The sequence below is a fragment of the Citrobacter sp. Cpo091 genome (assembly GCF_030332645.1).
Lineage (GTDB): Bacteria > Pseudomonadota > Gammaproteobacteria > Enterobacterales > Enterobacteriaceae > Citrobacter > Citrobacter portucalensis.
Genome location: NZ_JAOWHL010000017.1, coordinates 47,225 through 71,433, shown reverse-complemented (window position 1 = coordinate 71,433; position 24,209 = coordinate 47,225). Strand labels below are relative to the sequence as shown.

Genomic DNA, 24,209 nt, shown 5'->3' with positions numbered 1-24,209 from the left:
CATTGCTGAAAAACAAAAAACCCCGCCGGAGCGAGGTTTTTTTCAGTGCTGTGCGGTTGGTAGCCGCCGAACACACTGTGTTATGTCAACGAAAAAAGTATACGCGTTCTGCGAAGAACACGCAATTTCGGCACGAATTTTGATGGTTTTGAGTATGGAACATGAATAGCGTAACGTCCATAAAATACTGTTAATTTATACAGTATTTATCTATAATGTCTCGGTACGCAATGTGTTATGCGGGGGCCGCATCGTAAACCGGCGCATCAAAGTCCTGGCTGAAACGGGTGGTGCCGTCAGCGCCTTAACCCCCGTGTGAGCACACTGTGTTATGTCAACAAAGGTGCTGGCAACAGGCAGCGGCGAGGTACGTCAGCACCGTGCTCCTTGTACCAAAAGGAGAGCGTATGAGCCTCGTGGATATCGCTATTCTTATCCTCAAACTCATTGTTGCAGCACTGCAACTACTTGATGCCGTTCTGAAATACGTTAAGTAATTCGGATTCAAGTCGCACCTAAGGGGGGCGGGTAACACTCCGCTCCCCTTTCACCTTCTCCCTGGTGCTTGTGTCGCGCCAATATGTTACGTTTTTATGACATTCTCAGGGAAGAATTCCACCATGACGCTTTCTGTTTTCTGCATTTTGCTGTTCGCCGCGCTGCTGCATGCCAGCTGGAATGCCATTGTTAAAGCTGGAAACGATAAACTGTACTCAGCGATCGGTGTCAGCGGTTCTGCTGCAATTATGGCATTGATTTGCTTACCCTTTGCGCCGCAACCTTCCGCCGCCAGCCTGCCATTTTTAGCTGTCTCAACTGCGTTGCAAATTGTATATACCGTCCTGGTCGCCAAAACCTATCAGGTTTCGGATATGAGCCAGACCTATCCGTTAATGCGCGGCACAGCGCCGCTGCTGGTCGCAATTATCAGCGTCCTGTTTCTTGGCGATAGCCTCTCTGTGCTAGCCTGGGTGGGGATTGCCACGATCTGTCTGGCGATCCTCGGCATGGCGTTTAACGGACGCAGCAGCTCGCAACGCGGGATCGTGCTGGCGCTCATTAACGCCTGCTTTATCGCCGGATATACGCTGGTTGATGGCACCGGCGTACGTTTATCAGAAACTGCGCTGGGTTATACGCTGTGGACCTTCTTTCTGAACGGCTCCTGCCTGCTGGGCTGGGCGATGATTGTCCGACGCCGGGAAGCGTCGCGCTATCTGGTACAGCAGTGGAAGAAAGGTATTCTTGGCGGGATTGGCACAATGGGTTCTTACGGTCTGGCGCTGTGGGCCATGACTCAGGCTCCGTTGGCGGTAGTCGCTGCGCTGCGTGAAACTTCCATCCTGTTTGGCGCGCTGCTCGCGTGGCTGCTACTGAAAGAGAAGGTTGCCGGAATACGTCTTGTTGCGGCTGGAGGCATTGCCATAGGCGCAGTTTTGCTACGCTTATCATGACCTCTGTAAACCCGATGCAATCCGGCAACATTTGTTGCCGCTTTTTGTTTACATTTCCTGCCGTTCATCGTTTAAACATTCCAGCCCACTATCTGGCCTTCTTTTTCTGTTGTGGTAGATTCCACGCGCATTTACGGGAAAGTGCAGCACCTTATTCTTATTTTTTCACTTTTTGAAAAGTAATCAGCGAAATGAAAAGGCATAGAAGCGTCAATTTGTTGTTGATGTTGGTATTACTGGTGGCGGTAGGTCAGATGGCGCAAACCATTTATATCCCCGCGATTGCTGATATGGCGCGTGAACTGAACGTTCGCGAAGGGGCGGTGCAAAGCGTAATGGCCGCCTATCTGTTGACCTACGGCCTGTCACAACTGATTTACGGCCCACTTTCCGATCGCGTTGGCCGCCGCCCGGTGATCCTCGCCGGGATGTCCATTTTTATGCTGGCTACGCTGGTCGCCATAACCACCCACAGCCTGACGGTATTGATTATCGCCAGCGCAATACAGGGGATGGGAACGGGCGTCGGCGGTGTGATGGCGCGAACGTTACCTCGCGATTTGTATGAAGGCACGCAGTTACGCCACGCTAATAGCCTGTTAAACATGGGGATTCTGGTCAGCCCACTGCTGGCGCCATTGATTGGCGGTATGCTGGATACCCTGTGGAACTGGCGTGCCTGTTACATCTTTCTGCTGGTGCTGTGCGCAGGCGTCACGTTTAGCATGGCGCGCTGGATGCCGGAAACGCGCCCCGCAGGTGCGCCGCGTCCACGGCTTATCGCCAGCTACAAAACGCTGTTTGGCAACAGCTCTTTCACCTGTTACGTGCTGATGCTGATCGGCGGCCTGGCGGGCGTTGCGGTCTTCGAAGCCTGTTCCGGGGTGTTGTTAGGCGCGCGTCTCGGCTTAAGCAGCATGGTGGTCAGTATCCTGTTTATTCTGCCCATTCCGGCGGCATTTTTTGGTGCCTGGTTCGCAGGTCGCCCGAATAAACGTTTCTCGACGCTAATGTGGCAGTCGGTTATCTGCTGTCTGGTCGCCGGTTTGATGATGTGGATCCCTGGTCTGTTCGACGTGATGAACGTCTGGACGCTGCTGGTTCCCGCCGCACTGTTTTTCTTCGGCGCCGGGATGCTGTTTCCGCTGGCAACCAGCGGCGCAATGGAGCCTTTCCCGTTCCTGGCCGGTACTGCTGGTGCGCTGGTTGGTGGATTACAGAACATTGGTTCCGGCGTGCTGGCGTGGTTCTCTGCCATGCTACCGCAGACCGGGCAAGCCAGTCTGGGCCTGCTGATGACCCTTATGGGGCTGTTGATTTTTGTTTGCTGGCTTCCGCTGGCGTCACGCGTGTCGCATCAGGGACAGGCGGTTTAAGCGTATGATGGCCCGGCTTCTCGCCGGGCTTTTCACACTCAGGGGCAATCATGGTATTCAACAACGGCTCCAGCGCCGGTCTCCATGCCCCTTCCTCACCATCATAGAACTGCGTATCCGCATTGATAGCATAGGGAATTTTCGCTTTCTTCAGCTCGCAAGCCATAAAGCGGGCAAACGCCATTTGCGAGGCAGAAGGCGCATTCCTGATGGTTTCTCCCGGCGACCAGCCTCCTACCCAACTAACATGACCGGTTTTCTGCTGCCAGTGAATGGCGGTATTGATACGGGCGCGAATGGCGGCCTTTTCTGCCGCTGTCCCTGAGGTCCACGGGTATTTACCGTTATTTTTCAGCGGCCCCCACGGGAAAATATGCCATTGGGCCAGCACGGTATTCTGACTTTGCGGCGGCAACTTTAGGTTGGGCAAATCTTCCGGAGCGGCATGCAGTTTCGGCGCGATAAATATCATTCGCTGTGGATCGATGGCATGGATGGTACGGATGGTTTTGTCATACACCCTATTGAGCGACGCCTGATTATGGTTGAGCTTATCGGCAGGTTCATAAATCAGGTCGAAACCCAGCAACGGCGAACTTTGACCAAAGTAATGCGCCACTGCCACCCACCAGTTAACCACCTCTTTTTCGTTACTGGCACTGGGGTCTTTTTTATACTCGTCAGCCTGATAGGCGATTATCGGGATCACGCCATACTGCTCGCAGGCTTCCACCAGCTTGCGCAGATGAATGAGCCGCGCCTCCGTAGGCTCACCCGCCACGCGAATGCGCACGTGGGTCAACCCTTTCGCCTTATAATCCCTCACCACCAGCGGATCGAATTCACGGATGCCCCGATCGGTACGCGCCCAATCTACGTCCATCCCAACCCCAAGCTGCTGCACATACTGCGCCGCCGTCAACGCAGGTTGCGCGGCACACACGGTGGCGCTGGCCAACAGTAAAAGGGAAACAATCGGCTTTAACACGGTCGTCCTTACGCAAATCATCAGGAGTGATATCACGTATTTAGCACGCTTTTTCACTTTCAGTGTAGAGCGAAAGCGTAAAAAATATTCGCGACCCGCTTATTTAACCTGCTCCTGTAGCCAGCCAATAAACGCCTCGATTTTCGGCCACTGCCTGCCGGGCAGCGTGGTGATGTAGTAATGCTGATGACATTTCAGCGCCATATCGCCAAAAGGCGCAATCAACTCTCCGCTGTCGAGGCGTTTTTGCACCAGCCGTTTTCGGCCCATCGCCACGCCGATATGGTTCATTGCCGCAATTACTGCTAAATCCGAACGATCAAAACCAATCCCCGACGATGTCGGCAAATTCGCCGCAAAATGCTGCGCCCAACTGTGCCACTCATCGGTCCCGGAATCGTTACTCCACGCCTGTCTGTCGTGCAGCAACGTACAGTGCGGCAAATTCACCAGCGAACCGGTAAGGTCATGGCGGCGGGCGTAGTCCGGGCTGCACACCGGCAGGATCTCTTCATCCATCAGGAAGTGATGCGTGAGTTGCGCGGAGGGTGCATCGTCAAAATAGATGGCGAGATCGATACCCGCACGCTGTAGATTGACGTTGTCGTTCCCGGTCAACATGGTTAGCGAAATTGACGGGTAGCGACGGGTAAAGTCGCCGAGCGCCGGAACCAGCCAGCACTGGGCGATAGAAGGCCGTGAGTAGACGGTGAGCGTCCCCGAGAGCTCCTGATTCTTAATATCAAGAATCTCCTGGTTAAGCGTGTCCAGCGACGACTTCAGAGCCCAAAATACCCGCTTACCCTCATGAGTGAGTTCCACTTTGCGATGAGAACGAACAAATAATTGGATACCAAGCTCATCTTCAAGCTGATTTATGCGATGGCTGACGGCACTGGGGCTCAATGACAGCTCGTCTGCCGCCAGCGCAAAAGACTGATGCCGGGCCGCCACTTCAAAAGTATACAGCTTTGATAGCTGCCAGCCGTTGAGCAGCCGGTTTCTGACTTCGCGTAGGGGATCCATTCTCACCTCCTTTCCTTCTGATTCATGCGCTGGAGTGTAAAAAAGTTCGCTGCAAAAATCAGCTCAAAGGTGAATCAGAGTGAACCATATCGCATAAACAAAGCGCAATTAGACATAAATCACGCATTTGATGCAATCTGGCTCATGTGAATGGGGATTTATATCGTTTGTCAGACCATGCCTTATTTTTGTCCAATAACCCTATATTAATCACAGGGCAAGGTGAGTTATGCACTCTCAAATCTGGGTTGTGAGCACGCTGCTGATAAGCATCGTGTTAATCGTTTTGACCATCGTGAAGTTCAAATTCCACCCGTTTCTGGCGCTACTGTTAGCCAGCTTCTTCGTGGGTACGATGATGGGCATGGGGCCGTTGGATATGGTCAATGCCATTGAGAGTGGCATCGGCGGTACGCTGGGCTTCCTCGCCGCGGTTATCGGCCTTGGGACCATTCTGGGCAAAATGATGGAAGTGTCTGGCGCAGCCGAACGCATTGGCCTGACGCTGCAGCGCTGCCGCTGGCTATCCGCCGACGTCATTATGGTTCTGGTTGGGCTGATTTGCGGGATCACGCTGTTTGTTGAAGTCGGCGTGGTGCTGTTGATTCCACTGGCCTTTTCAATTGCCAAGAAAACCAATACTTCATTACTGAAGCTGGCGATTCCGCTGTGTACGGCGCTGATGGCGGTGCACTGCGTGGTACCACCGCACCCGGCTGCCCTGTTCGTGGCGAACAAGCTGGGCGCAGACATTGGCACCGTGATTGTCTACGGCTTACTGGTCGGCTTGATGGCCTCGCTGATCGGTGGTCCTCTGTACCTGAAGCTCCTGGGTAACCGTCTCCCGTTTAAACCGGTTCCGGCTGAGTTTTCTGACCTTAAAGTGCGTGACGAAAGTACGCTACCGTCGCTGGGTGCTACGCTGTTTACCGTTCTGCTGCCGATTGGCCTGATGCTGGTAAAAACCGTCGCTGAGCTGAACATGGAGAAAGGCAGCACGGTATATACGCTGCTGGAGTTTATTGGTAACCCGATCACCGCGATGTTTATTGCCGTTTTCGTTGCCTATTACATTCTCGGCCTGCGTCAGCACATCGGTATGGGTACGTTGCTGACCCACACTGAAAACGGTTTTGGCTCCATCGCTAACATTCTGCTGATTATCGGCGCAGGCGGCTCATTCAACGCTATCCTCAAGAGCAGTGGGCTGGCGGATACTCTTGCGCTGATCCTCTCGAACATGCATATGCACCCGATTCTGCTGGCGTGGCTGGTGGCGTTAATCCTGCATGCCGCGGTGGGTTCCGCCACGGTGGCAATGATGGGTGCCACGGCAATCGTTGCACCGATGCTGCCGCTCTATCCCAACGTCAGCCCGGAGATCATCGCCATTGCTATCGGTTCCGGCGCTATTGGCTGCACGATCGTTACCGATTCCCTCTTCTGGCTGGTGAAGCAATACTGCGGTGCCACCCTGAATGAAACGTTTAAATACTATACGACCGCGACATTTATCGCGTCCGTGATTGCACTGGCTTGCACATTCCTGCTTTCCTTTATTATCTAAGCGCAAAGAGACTGACTATGGAAAACATTCAAACACTTATCGCCCAGTATCCTTTAGTGGAAGATCTGGTTGCTCTCAAGGAGACAACCTGGTTTAACCCTGGCACCACCTCTCTTGCGGAAGGTTTACCGTATGTTGGCCTGACTGAACACGATGTTCAGGATGCTCACGCCCGTCTGACGCGCTTTGCGCCGTACCTGGCAAAGGCATTCCCGGAAACCGCGGCCACCGGCGGCATTATTGAATCTGAGCTGGCCGCGATTCCGGCCATGCAAAAGCGGCTGGAGAAAGAGTACGGGCAGCGCATCAATGGCGAAATTCTGCTGAAGAAAGACAGTCACCTGCCAATTTCTGGCTCGATTAAAGCCCGTGGTGGCATTTATGAAGTACTGACCCACGCGGAAAAACTGGCGCTGGAAGCCGGTCTGCTGACCACACAAGACGATTACAGCGTTCTGCTTTCGCCCGAATTCAAACAGTTCTTTAGCCAGTACAGCATCGCGGTAGGCTCCACCGGTAACCTCGGCATGTCGATCGGTATAATGAGCGCCCGTATCGGCTTTAAGGTGACGGTGCATATGTCGGCCGACGCCCGCGCATGGAAAAAAGCCAAACTGCGCAGTCACGGTGTGACGGTCGTGGAGTATGAAGAAGATTACGGCGTGGCGGTTGAACAGGGCCGTAAGGCGGCGGAGTCCGATCCAAACTGCTTCTTTATCGATGATGAAAATTCCCGCACGCTGTTTTTAGGCTATGCGGTGGCCGGACAGCGCTTAAAGGCGCAGTTTGCCCAGCAGGGGCGCGTGGTGGATGCAGACCATCCACTGTTTGTTTACCTACCATGCGGCGTCGGCGGTGGCCCTGGCGGCGTGGCGTTTGGCCTGAAGCTGGCGTTTGGCGATAACGTGCACTGCTTCTTCGCAGAACCAACCCATTCACCGTGCATGCTACTGGGGATTTATACCGGGCTGCACGATACGATTTCCGTGCAGGATATTGGCATCGACAACCTGACGGCGGCTGATGGGCTGGCTGTCGGCCGTGCGTCTGGCTTTGTTGGCCGGGCAATGGAACGTCTGCTCGACGGTCTGTACACCCTGGACGATCAGACTATGTACGACATGCTGGGCTGGCTGGCGCAGGAAGAAGGTATTCGCCTCGAACCGTCAGCGCTGGCAGGGATGGCCGGTCCGCAACACGTTTGCGCCTCTGCTGACTATCAGCACATGCACGGCTTCAGCGCGGATCAGCTCAATAACGCCACTCATCTGGTGTGGGCGACCGGCGGTGGAATGGTCCCGGAAGATGAAATGGCGCAGTATCTGGCCAAAGGACGTTAAATACCGCTGAGCTTAACGCAGCATCGCCATCAGCTCCATCGGTGAGCGATGCTGCTTAAGCAGGTCACGCATCACGCGCATATGCGGTGCGGTGTGGCTGAAGAAAGCCTGATAGCCTGCACACAGCACGCCCTTTCCATTTTCCTCGCAGTACGCAGGACAATCACCGTGGTAATATTGAAACAATGAGCATGTCTGGCAACGCGTATTCATTGATGACATGGTCTGTCGTTCAATCTGTGCCGTCAGACCACACCACTGGCGAAGCGTTTTATCGAAAAGCTGGATAGATATCTGATTAATATCTTCACGTACCCAGATATCAAATATCGTAATTAAAAATCGGCCCCATGCCTCAGACGTAACCGATTCGTCTGTCAGATGACCTGAACCATCGTGCTTAACCAGCGGAATAAATTGTACCAGGCGAACATTTCCTTGTTGCAAACCACGGTACACTTCAACCGGTTGTAAACACTTCTGATGGTCAATCACCACGTTTAAAACATCATCACTAACATCCATGTTCTCACATCCTGCCATGCAAAATTCCCGATAAATACGATAAGTTGGCGAACATGCGTTACAGCAAACAGCATTGCGAGGGATAACACCGCGAGGGAGATCATAAATTTGTCACGCACCGCGCGAGATTCAGAAAAATCGCTATGACTCACATCCATCAGATTACGGCTGCGAGTGTAGCGCCAGAGGATAATCGCCACTATCGCCAGCACAACTACCGATATCCAGAACAACGCTCCCGCCTGGTGCCAGTTGTGCTTAATCGCCAGCGCCATTAACGCGCCATAGCCCAACAACGTGCGAAACCAGGCCAGTGAAGTCCGCTCCGGTTGTAACCCTGGGTCAGCGATGCGTCGGGATTTGCGGCTATCCGGCATACAGCACCAGCGTCATGACAATCACCGCCACAATAGTCAGCATGACGCTGATAATCAGCAGGCTGTGGGTGTAGGGCAAGTCCTCTTTCAGTCGCATCGCCTTTTCGTTACGTAGCCAGCGCAGGTAGCCGTAGATCGCCAGACCGCCGGCAAACAGACACAGCAACAAGGCAAGCGCCTCACGGATGACCGGCGTGGCAAAATCCGGGGCCAGTTGATCAAGGCCAACCCCCGCCGCCAGAAATCCGAGCGCGGTGCGGATCCACGCCAAAAAAGTACGCTCATTTGCCAGCGAGAAGCGATAATCCGGTGCTTCTCCAAGGCGAGAAATCTTCATGACAGCTCCTTAAATATTGTTGTCTGGTCGTTATACCGGAACAGTTAAGGAGTATGAACCTGATTCTCAAACGAGAGGGCGAGTCGGGTGATGAGACAATGGGAAAGAGAGAGGGTGTTTGTAATGCCGGATGGAGAGTTGCGTTTTATCCGGCCTACAGGAGATGCAGGCCGGATACGTCAGTTTTAACCTAATCCCCAGAAGAGCACCGCCAACAGTTGCGGGGTGATAATCCTCAAGAACATGACCAGTGGATAAACGGTAGCGTAGGAGAGCGCTGCTGCCCCGCTGGTGGCATGCAGGTTATTAGCAAACGCCAAAGCCGGGGGATCGGTCATTGAGCCAGCCAACATGCCACACAGTGTCAGATAGTTCATTTTGGCAAAGATTCGCGCCAGCAAGCCCACGGTAATAAGCGGAATCGCGGTAATGAAAATACCGTAGCCCACCCAGCTCAGACCATCTCCCTGTGTTAGGGTATCGACAAAATCACCGCCTGACTTCAGACCCACCACTGCAAGAAACAGCACGATACCCAACTCTCGCAACGCCAGGTTAGCGCTGGGAGGCATAAACCAGTACAGCTTACCGATGCTACCAATACGCCCCAGGATCAGGGCCATAATCAGCGGCCCGCCGGCCAACCCCAGTTTCAACGCCACCGGGAACCCCGGGATGAACAGCGGGATTGAACCCAGTAGAACCCCCAGCCCGATACCGATAAATACCGGCAGCATCTGCACCTGCTGCAGTTTTTGCTGCGCGTTGCCGACAACATTGGCGACGGCATCAATGGACGCGGGACGCCCCACCAGATTGAGGATATCCCCGAATTGCAGGCTGGCGTCACTGCTGGCTACCAGCTCAACACCCGCACGGTTCAGGCGGGAAATCACCACGTCGTAACGCTCTTTGAAATGCAGGTCGCGGATTCGTTTACCCAGTACCTGTTCGTTGGTCACCACCACGCGTTCGACGCGTAAATCGGTACCTCGCGTGGACAGCGATGTGTCTACCTCCTGCCCAATCACCACCTGCGCGTTATGCAGGTCAGCAGGCTGCCCGACCAGGTGTAGCAGGTCGCCCATCTGGATAACAGTCCCTGGCGACGGCACCATCAATGTCTCGTCACGTTTCAGACGCGAGCAGATGATTTTGTCGCTGTTCAGAATCGGGACATCCTGAATCGCCATATTGTTGATGTTTGGGTTTTCCACGCGGATGTTCATCGTCTGAATCAGTGCGTGCCCGTTGGTCAGCGTGGATTCATGCTGCTGGGCTTCAGCATCGACGTTAACGCGGAAAATAAGGCGCATCAGCCACATGGTCAGTAAAATTCCGCAGATGCCGAAAGGATAAGCCATGGCATAGCTCATCCCCATCTGGTCAACCACATCGCCAGGCGTACCTAAATCGCGCAGAATTTGCTGCCCCGCACCTAACGCCGGAGTATTGGTGACCGCTCCAGAGAATATTCCCAGCACCACAGGGAGAGGAATGGCAAAAATCTTATGCAGGATCGCGGTGACCAGGCCACCCATGATGACAATCAGCACAGCAAACAGATTCAGCCGCAGGCCCGAAACGCGCAAAGAAGCAAAAAAGCCCGGCCCCACCTGAATACCAATGGTGTAGACGAAAAGAATCAGGCCAAATTCCTGAATAAAATGCAGCATGTCGCCGCTCAGGGTCATCCCTGCCTGATCGACAAAATGCCCGACGATAATACCGCCGAACAGCACGCCTCCAATGCCAAAACCCACGCCACGTATTTTTATGTTGCCGATCCATAACCCGACAACTGCCACTAATGCCAGAACGCTGACCGTCAATGCTATATCACTCATATCCTGTTCCCTGTGAATAACATCATTAAGTAAATGGATTCTCGCAGAGTACAGTCGCAATGTATGGGTGGTAAAGCACAAAAAAGCCCCGTCATTTCTGGCGGGGCAAAGGCATGGAGCTATTTAACTATCTAATGCAGGACGTTCGCTGATGGCGATACGTTGTGGAGCAATGGTTTCAGGTTCATTCCGGGTCAAATCAATATGCAGCAAGCCGTTAGTGAAGCTTGCGCCGGAGACCTCCATATTTTCAGCCAGCGTAAAGCTCAGGCTGAACGGCTGAGTGACCAGCCCCTGATGCAACCATTTGGTCTCTTTTTCCGGCTGCTGCGGCGTACCTTTCACGGTCAGGCGCGTGCCTTCCAGTTGAATATCCAGATCTTCCTGGCGGAAACCGGCTAACGCAAGGGTAATGCGGTAGTGGTTATCATCGCTCTTTTCGATGTTATAAGGCGGGAAGCTCTGGCTTTCACCGGTGTTTTGCAAGGCATTGGCCAGTTTGTCAAAACCGATCCATTGACGCAGCAGTGGGGATAAATCGTAGTTACGCATAATAATCTCCTTCTAAGAAGCGAGTAGGTACCTTTCGGCTCCCTGACGGCAAGCCGATGACTTAGCAAGGCCGCCTGAAGCGGCCTACAGAATTAGTTGATTTCGATGCGGCGCGGTTTGTTCGCTTCAGGAATCACGCGCTCAAGATCGATATACAGCAGACCATTTACCAGGTTTGCGCCGCGAACATGAATGTTCTCCGCTAACTGGAACTTGCGTTCAAAGTTGCGCTCGGCAATACCCTGATACAGGTAAGTACGTTCTTTTTGATCGTCCGCATGGGCGCCTTTTACCACCAGCAGATTGTCCTGGGCAGTAATTTCCAGTTCGCTTTCAGCAAAACCGGCAACAGCAATTGCAATGCGGTAATGGTTTTCGTCTACCAGCTCAACGTTGTACGGAGGGTAGCCGCCATTGCTCTGGCCCTGATTGTTTTCCAGCAGGTTAAACAGACGGTCAAAACCAATAGCAGAACGGTACAGCGGGGATAAATCAAAGTTACGCATAATCAATAGCTCCTGAAATCAGCGAGAATAATTGACCTTCCATCATGGACAGGTCAGGTAGCCAGGACACCCATCAGGCATGCCCTTCATTTGTCTACACTCTAAAAATGGGTCTTAATACAAACTTTTCAAGCGTATTCATCTGACTTTTTTTGCAGTTTGTTGTCTATTGCATACACTGGGGGGAGCAGTTGTTCTCGTTAAATCGCGATGGCCGCCACAGTGCGACGAAATGGTGATGTTATTTTCGCAACGGATCGCTTTAACTCACCATGCAAACACGATAAATACAGATGAATAAATGATGATTAAAAAAATGTTGGTAACACTGACGATGTGTAGTGGGATGGCGTTTGTAAGCGGTTGTTCCAGCATCATGTCGCATACAGGTGGTAAAGAAGGGACGTATCCTGGCACGCGAGCCAGTGCCACAATGATTAGCGAAAGTGATACAAACTGGGGAACCAAGTCGCTGGCGATTCTGGATATGCCTTTTACCGCGGTGCTCGATACGGTATTGCTACCTTGGGATCTCTTTCGCAAAGATAACTCGGTGAGATCCCGCGTAGAAAAGAGCGAGGAGAGAACCCAGGCCACGAACGCCGTTATTCCCCCGGCAGAAATGTCTGCTCCATAAATTAACGCCCGGTTTCAGTCACCCACAGCTGGCGGAAACCCTCGACGTCTTCCATCCACGCAACCTGTCGACCATCAGGGGAGAAGACGATCGCATCGGCCGACGGCGGGTTATCATGACGTTCCGTTAAAAAATCAATCTCGCCCGTTTGAACATCACAACAGGCAATTCTGTTCTCCAGTACAAATCCCAGCCATTTCCCCGATGGGTGCCAGTTAAAGGCTGACTGAATATTCGTAGCGCACTGGGTAAGCTGACGCAGCGATCCACCCTGTGGAGAAATCAGCCATAGCTGTACAATACCGTTGTCATCACGCATTAAAAACGCAATCTCTGATGCCTTTGGATTACTGCGTACCCAGTGGCGAGGCTGATTCACCAGCCCCGGGAAGGCGCGCTCATGGGTAAACGTCAGACGGCGTTGGCGAATACCGGATGGTGGCGCAGGCATGGTCATGTCAGTCCCCTCCAGAGGCGCGTCCCCCGGCTGTTTCCAGCCACTTTCATCCTGTGGCAAATCAACAATAAACAGCTCCGGTACTTTCTCGCCAGTGGCTGATAGCGTATCACCGATAAACGCCAGCCTGTTTTCTCCAACCCAGCCCTCTTCATAGGCGCGGTTAATCTCATCGCTACCCGGTTTTGGCGTTGGTGTCGTCTGGCTCACCAGCACGCACCAATGGCTGCCACTGTATTCACGCGGATGCTGCGCGAAGACCTTCACCGGGCCATACGGTGCGGCCACACCGACGTTGCGTAAATCGAGCGCCGGAGAGCGCTCATGCAGAACATGGTCGTTATAGGTGAAACTGACAAACTCACCGTTCGGGCTAAAGACATGCACATGACTCCCGCCGCGCAGCGCGCCTGGCGTGTACGGCGCGGTAATATCCATTGCATCCAGATTCTCCACCCCAGCCTGCGTAACAATCACCCCACGACGATGATGGAAGTCGTAATGCCATGTTTCATCAGGATTTTCAGGCCCGTGAATGAATATATATTTTTCCAACTTTGGATGAACGGTCACCACGCCAACGTGCGATCCCTGAGTAGCCCGGTAAATCACCTCCAGCTCGCCAGTATGGATATTGACGCGCTCAATTGTTTCACCGGTAAAGGAAGCGCCGGAAGGGCGCACATCAAAGACCAGCCACTGGCTGTCCGGTGTCCAGGTATTGATATTGGTAAGCTGATGATTACGCGGCGTAAAGGTGATTTGCTTCATGAGATGCCCTGATACAAGACGATTAAAACAATCATACTTCACAAGCACTTCACTTTCAGGCTTTAGCGTATCGCCATCTTCATTTTTGCGGACAGAAAGATGGAACATTTTGACGTAGCGATTATCGGTTTAGGTCCGGCAGGCGCAGCGCTGGCGCGACAGTTGAGCGGAAAAATGCGCGTGATTGCGTTGGATAAAAAACGCCAGTGCGGCAACGAAGGTTTCACTAAACCCTGCGGCGGTCTGCTGGCCCCGGACGCCCAGCGTTCGTTTATCCGCGACGGGATAACCTTACCCGTTGATGTTATCGCCAACCCGCAGATTTTTAGCGTTAAAACGGTTGATGTTGCCGCTTCTTTGACGCGTAACTACCAGCGCAGCTACATTAATATCAACCGCCATGCTTTTGATTTATGGCTTAAATCTCTCATCCCTGATGATGTGCAGGTTTATCACGACAGCCTGTGCCGGAAAATCTGGCGCGAGGGCGATAAATGGCATGTTATCTTCCGCGCCGACGGTTGGGAGCAGCAGATAACTGCACGTTATCTGGTGGGGGCAGACGGTGCGAACTCACTGGTGCGCCGTCATCTCTATCCACAGCACCAAATCCGTAAATATGTCGCTATTCAACAATGGTTTGTGGAAAAGCATGCCGCACCGTTCTATTCCTGTATTTTTGATAACGATGCAACTGACTGTTATTCCTGGAGTATCAGCAAAGATGGCTATTTTATCTTTGGTGGCGCCTACCCCATGAAGGACGGACAGGCACGCTTTGACGCGCTGAAAGAGAAGCTGGAAGCGTTCCATTTCCAGTTCGGCAAACCGGTGAAAAGTGAAAAATGTACGGTGCTATTCCCCTCACGCTGGAAAGACTTCGTCTGCGGCGAGGACAACGCATTTTTGATTGGTGAAGCGGCCGGTTTTATCAGCGCCAGCTCGCTGGAAGGGATTAGCTATGCGCTGGACAGCGCGGAGATCCTCAAATCGGTACTGCTGCGGGATACGCCAGATATGAATCACGCTTACCGTAAAGCCACCCACAAGTTACGTCTCAAACTGTATGGCAAAATCCTGAAAAGCCGGGCCCTGACGTCGGCATTTTCCCGTAAATGGATTATGCGCAGCGGCGTTGCGCATATTCCCTTGGCAAAATCAGAAAGCCGCCCGCCAGCGAAAGAAAAACGTGAGAGAAAACGTAGTATGGCTATGACATTATGGCGCGTTTTTTTAAGGGACTGAGTTCACCTCGCTGTCACGGCCTTGTGCCACTGTAGCCAGCGCGGGAAAGTTGGCGACGGTGTACCAGGAACCTGGCGTAGGCAGCCGCTCCATTGTACGGCCAGGCCAAAGTTCGAGTTGTGCCAACGCATCAAGGGAATATTGTCGCCAGTGATGTGGCAACATCAGTCTCAATGGCGAGGCTTGTTCACCCGGTACCGGCGTCGGTAAACGCGAGTCACTCACATCATAGTTTCTGTGCAGAACCAAATATTTCTCTGGTACCCGACGCTGGCTGTTCCACCATTTGCCATCCAGCATATCAAACTGAAAGCGGGTGATTTTTTCCGGTTTTGCCCCCAATTGCATCAACGCCTGGCGCAGCGCGTTGTTCATCGCCGCATCGTACATTTCCGTTGTTGCCAGTTGCCCATTGAGGATCAGCGATACCGCAATTCTGGCACCCAACAAATTTGAGTAGAGATCTTCCGGGGAAAATGCAGAAACCTCCTCTGAAAATCCAGGGACGGACTCAAAACCATACCATTGCGCAATTTCATGCCAGGCAGCGAGCTGAAACGCCAGATGCGCGGCCATCCATGCCGCCAGCGCGTAACGTTCAGCAGGCTCTGCGGGGGGTGTGAAAGCGTTAAATACGATATGCCGTTGCGCAAGCTCATCATCCAGACGCAGCGTAAATGCTTGCCCAAGTCGTGGAAGAAGATGACTAAAGAGCCAGGCCGTCATGTCTGCGGTATCACGGACATGTGCGGTATCAATGAAGCCACCGCGAGCGGTATACACTATGCCGTTATTCTCATGCCCGATCCCTGCCAGATTCGCTAGCCCTAACAGTAGGCTATCGTTATAGCGGTGCTCGCCGATGCTATCGATCGTGACAACATTATCAAGTTCATAAAATGGCACCGGCATATGCAGTACCTGTGCGTGCAGGTCGTAGCCAAACGCGCAGCACGGACGTAATCCCTGAGGTGCAGGGAGGGGCGAAACTACCGGCCAGGCAGTACCCTGGGCCTTATCCTCTGTAGAAACGAGCTGCAAAGTTACAGGTATTGCCGCACGGGCTATCGCCGTTGCCAGCCATAAGAGCGCTATTAACACCACCTTATTGATCAAAATGCCTCTCCAACCTGAAAATAAAAACCGCTGCTCCCTTTGCCAATCCCATAATCCAGACGCACATTCACCCGGGGCTTAAATTCAAAGCGGTAGCCCACACCGGCGGACGGTAACCAGCGTCCATCGTCCAGCGCATGAAAAGAGGGTCCCATCGTGCCCGCACCGAGCCAACCAACCACGCCATGCCGCCAGTCAAGTTTCCGCCGATACTCCAGTTGCCCGCTGACGGCGTTTTTATCCCGATAGCGCCCTTCGTAATATCCGCGCATACGCTGATTGCTGCCAAGCAGCGGCATCATGCTCCACGGCACATCGCCCTGGGTAAACGCGCCGTCCATCTCCCAGGCAAGCACATTGTTCTCGTCCAGCGAGTGATAGCGGCTGTAGTGCAGTTGATATTCATCAAATCGCGTATCGCTTCCCACCTCTGGTGTGAATCGGGTATAGCGGACATCGGCATACTGTCCTTTACGCGGGTTGGGAACGAAATCACGATCGTCCCAGCTGAGTTCGACACTACTTCCGGAGCTGAGAACCGACGCCCCCTGCCCGGTATGCTCAATGTTGGGCGGATCGTTATCGTCCATTTGGGTAGCGTGCTGGGCGTTCAGCGACCAGCCAAGCCCCAGATAAACATTGGGTGCCAACTGGCGATACAACGTTGGACGCAACTCCAGAACCTGAGCGGTGTATTGCTGTTTTTGGTTATCTTTATCCCCAGCGCTAAAACCTTGCCCCCAGTAGTAGGTTGGAGTATCCGTTAATGCGCCATTGAGAAAGAATCGCCACCGATCGTCGGCAAAAAATGCGTAATTTTGCATCGTGATACCGAATGCGCCAGTTGAGCTAAAATAGCCGCTGAGCGTCAGCGTCGAGTTTTGGCTTACCGTATCATTCGGGTCAGGGCGATACATCCCCACCACCGCTGTACCGATCCCTAACCCCAGCTCCGGGGTATAAAACGGTCCCGGCATTACGCCCCAGTCAATGCCTTTGCTGGCGTCAAAGCTATCACTGGCACCCAACTTATTTAGCCAACCGTCAACTTCGCCTCGGCTCGGCAACGCTGCCCGCACTGTACAGGAGAGCATGTTGAACAGCAGGAAGAGGGTAAGACGGCTCAAAAGCGATACTCTCCCGCCATGAAGAAACTGTTACGTTCAGCAAAGCCGATTTCGGTCGTGACGTTGAAGTTCCGGGTAATTTCATACTGTGCGCCCACCAGCACGTTCCAGGGGGATTGCAGATGCTGTTTAACGTCAAAGCGACCATTACCGTCTTTGTTGGCAATATCAACGAGTCTTTGCAGCGTTTCAGACGGCATGGTGAGGTCGTTAAGGCTACCGCTAAATTCTTGCTGCACGTCCTGGTACATACTGCCAACCCATAGATTCAACTTTCCGGATGGCAGGTGCAGCGCATCCACACTGGGGGTGGTAAAGCGATATCCGATGCGCGGAGAAAGAGTTAAGGCGTCAATACTCCCATCCAGAATATCGAACCGCGTCTGGGTGTAGTTGGCATCAAAAGCAGTAAACCAGTTGCCTACACCGCCGACCAGCGTCGTCCCTACGCCGTAGGTGGTGCCTTTAAAATCGAGCTGAAACGCCAGATTCTGCAAACTGCTTGGTGTGCGGTCTTTAAGGGGGCCTTTTATCCCGACGCCTATTTGCGAAACGGAGTGGCCATCGGTATAGCCAATCAAGCCATAGACATTCATAAACGGCAGCAGCCAGGCATCCAGCTTCAGCGTTTCGGTTTTACTGCGTTCACGCGTATTGCCGACGCTAATTTTAAACGCGTTATCCAGTGAGCGGCCACCGAGGGAAAGACCGTTGAAGTTAATACTATCCACATTAATATTTTGTCGGATATTCATGTAGTTAATATTCACGCCAAACGGTGCCGGTAGTTCATATCCGCGCTTACGCGCTTCATCGCCTAAAAAGGGCAAAATGGTGTGGTTTTCGGCAGGTTTAACCGTCGTTTTTTCCGGTACAGGCGCAGACAGACCGTTATCCTGATAGCCAAAGAGAGGTGTAATTGTTGAGCTGGAATCCGTCGCGGCACTGGCATGAAAAACCAGACAGGAAGACGTTATCAACACCACGCGGATGCTTGTGTTTGTCATAAGAAAGTTTAGTAGCAGGCAGGAATTGCCCAGATATAAAAGAAGAAGGGAGAGTATAGAAGTTACGTACTATGTGGAGGTATTAATGTGCGGTTTCACATCTGATAATATAAATATATGTTTTATAACATCTTAATGTTATTGCCCAGCCGAGGCCAGGCATAACACGCATCAGGAAAGGACGTATTTCTCTATCGCCCAGGCGACGCCATCTTCAAGGTTAGATTTCGTCACGAAGTTGGCGATTTCTTTGACTGATGGAATAGCGTTATCCATGGCAACGCCCACGCCTGCGTATTCAATCATCGCAATGTCGTTTTCCTGATCGCCAATCGCCATCACCTCTTCGGCTTTAATGCCTAACGCATCGGCCAGCGATTTTACGCCCGTCCCTTTATTGACGCGTTTATCGAGGATTTCGAGGAAATACGGCGCACTTTTCAGCACGGTGTACTTCTCTTTTACTTCCACAGGTAGACGAGAGATAGCTTTATCGAGGATCTCCGGCTCGTCAATCATCATCACTTTCAGGAACTGGGTTGCGGGATCCATTTTCTCGGCTTCACAGAACACCAGCGGGATGGTCGCGACAAACGATTCGTGTACCGTGTAGTAGCTGATATCACGGTTCGCGGTATACAGCGTATTGCGATCGAGGGCGTGGAAATGCGAGCCGACTTCCCGGGAGAGCTGCTCCAGGTAACGATAATCATCATAGCTCAGCGCGGTTTGCGCCACGGTACTGCCATCCCCTGCTTTCTGCACCAGCGCACCGTTGTAGGTAATGCAGTAGTCACCGGGTTGTTCCATATGTAGTTCTTTCAAATAGCTGTGAACGCCGGCATACGGGCGTCCCGTGGTCAGCACCACATTCACGCCACGCGCGCGTGCCGCGGCAATCGCCGTTTTGACCGCTGGTGAAATGGTGTGATCGGGTAGCAGAAGTGTGCCATCCATGTCGATAGCAATAAGTTTGATAGCCATGAGTTCCCCGGATGAAATGAGTCCGTCCTCATGCTAACGCGATTCCGCTCAAAAAACAGCTACGAAAAGGGGGATAGAAAGGGGAATCGAGATTCCCCTTTTTGTAGATTGGTTGTCGTTTGTAGGCCTGATAAGCAACGCGCCATCAGGCACAATACAACGTCTTGCCGGATGGCGGCGTAAACCGCCTTATCCGGCCTACAGATTGGCTTAAATATCGATGTTCGCCGCTTTCAGGGCGTTCTCTTCGATAAATGCGCGACGCGGTTCAACGGCATCGCCCATCAGCGTGGTGAACAGCTGGTCGGCAGCAATCGCATCCTTCACGGTAACGCGCAGCATACGACGGCTTTCCGGATCCATGGTGGTTTCCCACAGCTGTTCCGGGTTCATCTCGCCCAGACCTTTATAACGCTGGATAGCGAGGCCACGACGAGACTCTTTCTGCAGCCATTCCAGCGCCTGCTCAAAGCTGGCAACCGGCTGGCGACGCTCGCCACGTTCGATAAACGCATCGTCTTCGATCAGCCCACGCAGCTTCTCGCCAAGCGTACAAATACGATGGTACTCGCCACCGGTCACAAATTCATGTTCCAATGGATAGTCAGTATCGACACCGTGGGTACGCACCCGGATCACCGGTTCGAACAGGTTCAGTTCAGCGTCTTTACGCACGAAGCTATTCCAGGTGCTGCCGTGCATTTCGTTTTCATTAAGCACGTTAACCAACTGGGAAACCCAGGCCGTAACTTTCGCTTCATCAGCCAAATCAGCTTCTGGCAGCGTCGGTTGATAAACCAGCTCTTTCAGCAGCGCTTTCGGGAAACGACGTTCCATACGGCCAATCATTTTCTGCGTCGCGTTGTATTCTGAAACCAGTTTCTCTAACGACTCACCTGAAAGGGCCGGTGCGCTGGCGTTGGTGTGCAGCGTTGCGCCATCCAGAGCGATAGAGATCTGATACTGATCCATCGCTTCGTCATCTTTAATGTACTGTTCCTGCTTGCCTTTTTTCACTTTGTACAGCGGTGGCTGTGCAATGTAAACGTGGCCGCGTTCAACGATTTCCGGCATCTGACGATAGAAGAAGGTCAACAGTAGCGTACGAATGTGCGAGCCGTCGACGTCGGCATCGGTCATGATGATGATGCTGTGATAACGCAGTTTGTCCGGGTTGTACTCGTCACGACCGATGCCACAGCCGAGCGCGGTGATCAGTGTCGCGACTTCCTGAGAGGAGAGCATCTTGTCAAAGCGCGCTTTCTCGACGTTGAGGATTTTACCCTTCAGCGGCAGAATCGCCTGGTTTTTACGGTTACGGCCCTGCTTAGCAGAACCGCCCGCGGAGTCCCCTTCCACAAGGTACAGTTCGGACAACGCCGGGTCGCGTTCCTGACAGTCCGCCAGCTTGCCCGGCAGGCCCGCTAAGTCCAGCGCGCCTTTACGACGGGTCATTTCACGCGCACGACGTGCAGCTTCACGAGCACGCGCAGCATCAATAATTTTGCCGACAACGATTTTCGCGTCAGACGGGTTTTCCAGCAGATATTCGCTCAGCAGTTCGTTCATCTGCTGTTCTACCGCCGATTTCACCTCAGAGGAGACCAGCTTGTCTTTGGTCTGTGAGGAGAACTTCGGATCCGGTACTTTCACGGAAACAACGGCAATCAGGCCTTCACGGGCATCGTCACCGGTAGCGCTGACTTTCGCTTTTTTGCTGTAGCCTTCTTTGTCCATGTAGGCGTTCAGGGTACGGGTCATCGCCGCACGGAAGCCTGCAAGGTGAGTACCGCCGTCACGCTGTGGAATGTTGTTGGTGAAGCAGTAGATGTTTTCCTGGAAACCATCGTTCCACTGCAGCGCAACTTCAACGCCGATACCGTCTTTTTCGGTGGAGAAGTAGAAGATATTCGGGTGGATCGGCGTTTTGTTTTTGTTGAGATATTCAACAAACGCCTTGATGCCACCTTCGTAGTGGAAATGGTCTTCTTTGCCGTCGCGCTTGTCGCGCAGACGAATAGAGACGCCGGAGTTCAGGAATGACAGCTCACGCAGACGTTTCGCCAGAATGTCGTATTCAAATTCAACAACATTGGTAAAGGTTTCGTGGCTTGGCCAGAAACGGACCTGAGTCCCGGTCAATTCTGTTTCGCCGGTTACTGCCAGCGGCGCCTGCGGCACACCGTGCACGTAAGTTTGCTGATGCACTTTGCCTTCACGACGAATCACCAGTTCCAGCTTCTGTGACAGGGCGTTAACGACGGAAACACCCACGCCGTGCAGACCGCCGGAAACTTTATAGGAGTTATCATCGAATTTACCGCCTGCATGCAAAACGGTCATGATAACTTCCGCTGCCGAAACGCCCTCTTCCGGGTGAATACCGGTTGGGATACCACGGCCATCATCGGTAACGGACACGGAGTTGTCAGCGTGAATCGTTACCACGATATCTTTACAGTGACCCGCGAGCGCTTCGTCGATAGCGTTATCTACCACCTCGAATACCATGTGGTGCAGACCGGTGCCGTCATCCGTGTCGCCGATATACATACCCGGGCGCTTACGCACCGCATCCAGTCCTTTCAGGACTTTGATACTGGAGGAGTCATAAGAATTCGACATCAACGTTTCTCGCTCATTTTATCTTGGGTTAATCCGTTATTTTACCCTTTTCCACGGTAAACATCTTCGAATTTTCATCGGACATGTCTATAACGTGTTCAGCGCTTATTGCGCTGACAAAGACCTGAGATTGCGTGGCTTTTAAGCGGCTGGCCAGCAGTCCGCGACGCGCGTCATCCAGTTCAGAGGCAAAATCATCTATCAGGTACAGGCAGCGCCGCCCGCTTTCACGGGTCAGGAACTCCCCTTGCGCCAGACGTAAGGCGCACATCAGCAGCTTTAGCTGCCCACGCGACAACGTATCTTCCACCGGCGCACCGTCGGCGCGAATGCGGAAATCCGCCTTATGCGGGCCGTGCGCAGTGTAGGTCAACATGCGATCGCGTTCAAAACTGCGTTCCAGCACTTCGGCATAATCAGTCTCTTTCTCCCAGCCGCGCTGGAATGAGAAGGAGAGCGAAAACTCGGGAAGAAACTGCTGGCAGGTATCCGCCATATCCTGCGCGATACCGGCGCTGTACTCCGCGCGCCAGGTGCTGATTTGTTCCGCCAGCGGGATAAGTTCTCTATCCCACGGGCGCAGTTGCTCATAACGACTCACCTGGCGCAGCGCTGCATTGCGCTGCTTGAGCAGTCGCTTCAGGTTGCTCCAGGCGGTGAAAAAACCGACTTCATTGTGAAAGCATCCCCAGTCAAGGAATGCTCTTCTGTATTTGGGGCCGCCGTTGAGTAAAGTAAACCCCTCAGGCGTGATCAGCTGCATCGGCATCAGGTGCGCCAGTTCTGCGACCTTGTGCCCGTCAGTGCCGTCAATGCGCACTTTGCTGTCGCCCAGTTTGTCTTTCGTCAGGCCAATCGACGTCTCACGTTCTTCACCCTGCAAACGCCCGTGTAAAACAAACGACTCCTGCTCGTGGCGAATCACGCGGCCAATCTGCAAACTGCGAAACGCCCGACCGTGGCCGAGCGTATAGATAGCTTCCAGTACGCTGGTTTTGCCGCTGCCGTTCGCGCCAACCAGGAAGTTAAAGCCGGGGGATAAAGCGAGATCCGCATTTTCAATATTGCGGAAATCTTTAATTAGCAGTCGGGATAGCGACATATCAACTCATAACCAGGGCGTTATCGTCGCAGTTAGTCTGGTTACGGCCAGCGCACAGCAACCGGAGCGTACTGAAGTACGTGAGGATTGCGAGCACTGCCCGGAGCCAGAATAACAAGTAAGATAGCCCGATATTCTTTACAAGCGCATAGGCATGACGACATAGGCTGCAGATTGTGACGCTGCATCTTCAATCTGTACGCTCGATACGGAATCGGTCAGCAGAATACGCACGTTCTCGCACTTCAGCGCGTTCAGAACGTCCAGCACGTAGCTAACGTTAAAGCCGATTTCCAGTTCTGTACCAGGATAGGAGACATCCAGAATTTCTTCTGCTTCTTCCTGCTCCGGGTTGTTGGCGGTGATTTTGAGCTGATTTTCGCTGACATACAGACGCACGCCGCGGAATTTCTCGTTCGAGAGGATCGCCGCACGCGCAAACGCCTGCTTGAGGATATCGCAACCGGCTTCCAGATGTTTGTCCGGATTCTTCGGCAATACGCGGCGATAATCCGGGAAACGACCGTCTACCAGCTTGGAGGTAAAGATGAAATCCCCCACGTGCGCACGAATATTGTTGCTGCCAATCTGCACGCGCAGCGGGTTGTCACCGCCGTCAAGCATACGCATCAGTTCAATCACACCTTTACGCGGTACGATCACCGAATGGCTTGGCAACGGCTGACCGACAGGCATTGAACAAACCGCCAGGCGGTGACCGTCGGTCGCCACGGTACGCAGCTCTTCCCCTTCGGTTTCAAACAGCATGCCGTTTAAGTAGTAACGTACGTCCTGATGCGCCATCGAAAACTGCGTGGCTTCAATCAGGCGCTTCATCGTCGCCTGCGGCAGGGTGAATTCGACTTCGCTCTGCCAGTCGTCCAGATTCGGGAAGTCGGCGGCAGGCAGCGTAGACAGCGAGAAACGGCTGCGACCAGAGCGTACCAGCATGCGGTCGCCTTCCAGTTGAACGGCTATTTCCGCGCCTTCCGGCAATCCACGGCAAATATCGAAGAATTTACGTGCCGGAACGGTGGTCGCACCAGGTTCATGGGGCTGGATCAACGCCACGCGCGCCACCATCTCCATTTCGAGATCGGTACCGGTCAGCGAAAGCGTGCCGTCAGCAACCTGCAGCAGCAGGTTTCCGAGTATAGGCAGTGTAGGACGTCCACCCAGCGGGCCGCTGACCTGCTGAAGCGGTTTTAATAAATGTTCACGTTCAACGGTAAATTTCATAGCG

The 24,209-nt window shown here is 53.1% G+C and carries 23 protein-coding genes and 1 other annotated feature; of the genes, 7 read left to right on the top strand and 16 right to left on the bottom strand.

Going from position 1 to position 24,209, the window contains the following annotated elements:
- Positions 1–407 precede the first annotated feature (407 nt).
- The 3 genes from tisB (at position 408) to emrD (ending at position 2,830) form a co-directional block, all read left to right on the top strand.
- Positions 408–497, top strand: a complete 90-nt coding sequence (gene tisB / locus OGY04_RS00405; protein ID WP_003023909.1) for a type I toxin-antitoxin system toxin TisB — start codon at positions 408–410, stop codon at positions 495–497.
- A 123-nt stretch (positions 498–620) separates the two neighbouring features.
- Complete coding sequence (locus OGY04_RS00400; RefSeq protein ID WP_286584540.1) at positions 621–1,454, top strand: EamA family transporter; 834 nt, start codon at positions 621–623, stop codon at positions 1,452–1,454.
- A 191-nt stretch (positions 1,455–1,645) separates the two neighbouring features.
- Complete coding sequence (gene emrD, locus OGY04_RS00395) at positions 1,646–2,830, top strand: multidrug efflux MFS transporter EmrD (RefSeq protein ID WP_032934162.1); 1,185 nt, start codon at positions 1,646–1,648, stop codon at positions 2,828–2,830.
- On the opposite strand, the gene OGY04_RS00390 is transcribed toward emrD, so the two are convergent.
- Complete coding sequence (locus OGY04_RS00390; RefSeq protein WP_032945440.1) at positions 2,757–3,839, bottom strand: cellulase family glycosylhydrolase; 1,083 nt, start codon at positions 3,837–3,839, stop codon at positions 2,757–2,759. The genes emrD and OGY04_RS00390 overlap by 74 nt on opposite strands.
- A 78-nt stretch (positions 3,840–3,917) precedes the next feature.
- The gene (gene dsdC / locus OGY04_RS00385) at positions 3,918–4,844 is read right to left on the bottom strand and encodes a DNA-binding transcriptional regulator DsdC (protein WP_003827110.1); all 927 of its coding nucleotides are present in this window, start codon (positions 4,842–4,844) and stop codon (positions 3,918–3,920) included.
- 229 nt (positions 4,845–5,073) lie between these two features.
- Between dsdC and dsdX the strand changes: the two genes are divergently transcribed.
- Entirely contained in the window at positions 5,074–6,411 is a 1,338-nt protein-coding gene (gene dsdX, locus OGY04_RS00380) for a D-serine transporter DsdX (protein WP_286584537.1), read from the top strand.
- A gap of 17 nt (positions 6,412–6,428) precedes the next feature.
- Positions 6,429–7,751, top strand: a complete 1,323-nt coding sequence (gene dsdA / locus OGY04_RS00375; protein ID WP_003827105.1) for a D-serine ammonia-lyase — start codon at positions 6,429–6,431, stop codon at positions 7,749–7,751.
- Positions 7,752–7,763: 12 nt separating this feature from the next.
- Here dsdA and OGY04_RS00370 read toward each other — a convergent pair whose 3' ends face one another.
- The 6 genes from OGY04_RS00370 to ibpA all read right to left on the bottom strand — a co-directional run bounded on the left by OGY04_RS00370 (position 7,764) and on the right by ibpA (position 11,895).
- A complete protein-coding gene (locus OGY04_RS00370) occupies positions 7,764–8,276 on the bottom strand; it encodes a radical SAM protein (protein WP_003827104.1) in 513 nt (170 codons plus the stop codon).
- The gene (locus tag OGY04_RS00365; RefSeq protein WP_286584534.1) at positions 8,252–8,653 is read right to left on the bottom strand and encodes a DUF202 domain-containing protein; all 402 of its coding nucleotides are present in this window, start codon (positions 8,651–8,653) and stop codon (positions 8,252–8,254) included. The genes OGY04_RS00370 and OGY04_RS00365 overlap by 25 nt, the downstream gene beginning before the upstream one ends.
- Positions 8,643–8,990, bottom strand: a complete 348-nt coding sequence (locus tag OGY04_RS00360) for a YidH family protein (protein WP_003023888.1) — start codon at positions 8,988–8,990, stop codon at positions 8,643–8,645. The genes OGY04_RS00365 and OGY04_RS00360 overlap by 11 nt, the downstream gene beginning before the upstream one ends.
- A 185-nt stretch (positions 8,991–9,175) precedes the next feature.
- Positions 9,176–10,837, bottom strand: a complete 1,662-nt coding sequence (locus tag OGY04_RS00355) for a putative transporter (RefSeq protein WP_048227364.1) — start codon at positions 10,835–10,837, stop codon at positions 9,176–9,178.
- Between the two features lie 123 nt (positions 10,838–10,960).
- Positions 10,961–11,389 carry a small heat shock chaperone IbpB gene (gene ibpB, locus OGY04_RS00350; RefSeq protein ID WP_003827096.1) on the bottom strand — a complete coding sequence of 143 codons (429 nt, stop codon included), beginning with the start codon at positions 11,387–11,389 and terminating at the stop codon, positions 10,961–10,963.
- 92 nt (positions 11,390–11,481) lie between these two features.
- A complete protein-coding gene (gene ibpA, locus OGY04_RS00345) occupies positions 11,482–11,895 on the bottom strand; it encodes a small heat shock chaperone IbpA (protein WP_003023882.1) in 414 nt (137 codons plus the stop codon).
- Positions 11,889–11,961, bottom strand: a sequence feature (ROSE (Repression Of Heat Shock gene Expression) occurs in the 5'-region of heat shock genes and acts as an RNA thermometer to modulate expression.). (Overlaps the previous gene by 7 nt.)
- A 238-nt stretch (positions 11,962–12,199) precedes the next feature.
- Here ibpA and OGY04_RS00340 point away from each other — a divergent pair.
- Complete coding sequence (locus tag OGY04_RS00340) at positions 12,200–12,532, top strand: YceK/YidQ family lipoprotein (protein WP_003023879.1); 333 nt, start codon at positions 12,200–12,202, stop codon at positions 12,530–12,532.
- Between the two features lies 1 nt (position 12,533).
- Here OGY04_RS00340 and OGY04_RS00335 read toward each other — a convergent pair whose 3' ends face one another.
- The gene (locus OGY04_RS00335) at positions 12,534–13,760 is read right to left on the bottom strand and encodes a YidR family protein (protein ID WP_286584532.1); all 1,227 of its coding nucleotides are present in this window, start codon (positions 13,758–13,760) and stop codon (positions 12,534–12,536) included.
- A gap of 99 nt (positions 13,761–13,859) precedes the next feature.
- Between OGY04_RS00335 and cbrA the strand changes: the two genes are divergently transcribed.
- The gene (gene cbrA, locus OGY04_RS00330; RefSeq protein WP_286584529.1) at positions 13,860–15,005 is read left to right on the top strand and encodes a colicin M resistance lipid reductase CbrA; all 1,146 of its coding nucleotides are present in this window, start codon (positions 13,860–13,862) and stop codon (positions 15,003–15,005) included.
- On the opposite strand, the gene OGY04_RS00325 is transcribed toward cbrA, so the two are convergent.
- From OGY04_RS00325 to dnaN, 7 genes are all read right to left on the bottom strand, one after another.
- Positions 14,994–16,121 carry a DUF4056 domain-containing protein gene (locus OGY04_RS00325; protein WP_286584526.1) on the bottom strand — a complete coding sequence of 376 codons (1,128 nt, stop codon included), beginning with the start codon at positions 16,119–16,121 and terminating at the stop codon, positions 14,994–14,996. The two genes, cbrA and OGY04_RS00325, sit on opposite strands and share 12 nt — an antisense overlap.
- Positions 16,118–17,248 carry a BamA/TamA family outer membrane protein gene (locus OGY04_RS00320; protein WP_008786539.1) on the bottom strand — a complete coding sequence of 377 codons (1,131 nt, stop codon included), beginning with the start codon at positions 17,246–17,248 and terminating at the stop codon, positions 16,118–16,120. Before OGY04_RS00320 ends, OGY04_RS00325 begins: the two co-directional genes overlap by 4 nt.
- A complete protein-coding gene (locus OGY04_RS00315) occupies positions 17,245–18,255 on the bottom strand; it encodes a hypothetical protein (RefSeq protein WP_286584520.1) in 1,011 nt (336 codons plus the stop codon). The genes OGY04_RS00320 and OGY04_RS00315 overlap by 4 nt, the downstream gene beginning before the upstream one ends.
- A gap of 171 nt (positions 18,256–18,426) precedes the next feature.
- Positions 18,427–19,239, bottom strand: coding sequence for a sugar-phosphatase (gene yidA / locus OGY04_RS00310; RefSeq protein WP_286584518.1), 813 nt, complete (start codon positions 19,237–19,239; stop codon positions 18,427–18,429).
- A 210-nt stretch (positions 19,240–19,449) separates the two neighbouring features.
- Positions 19,450–21,864 carry a DNA topoisomerase (ATP-hydrolyzing) subunit B gene (gyrB, locus tag OGY04_RS00305; RefSeq protein WP_008786542.1) on the bottom strand — a complete coding sequence of 805 codons (2,415 nt, stop codon included), beginning with the start codon at positions 21,862–21,864 and terminating at the stop codon, positions 19,450–19,452.
- Positions 21,865–21,892: 28 nt separating this feature from the next.
- On the bottom strand, positions 21,893–22,966 hold the full coding sequence (gene recF, locus OGY04_RS00300) for a DNA replication/repair protein RecF (RefSeq protein ID WP_234096614.1): 1,074 nt from the start codon (positions 22,964–22,966) through the stop codon (positions 21,893–21,895).
- A 138-nt stretch (positions 22,967–23,104) separates the two neighbouring features.
- Positions 23,105–24,205, bottom strand: coding sequence for a DNA polymerase III subunit beta (gene dnaN / locus OGY04_RS00295; RefSeq protein WP_003023863.1), 1,101 nt, complete (start codon positions 24,203–24,205; stop codon positions 23,105–23,107).
- Positions 24,206–24,209: the final 4 nt, after the last annotated feature.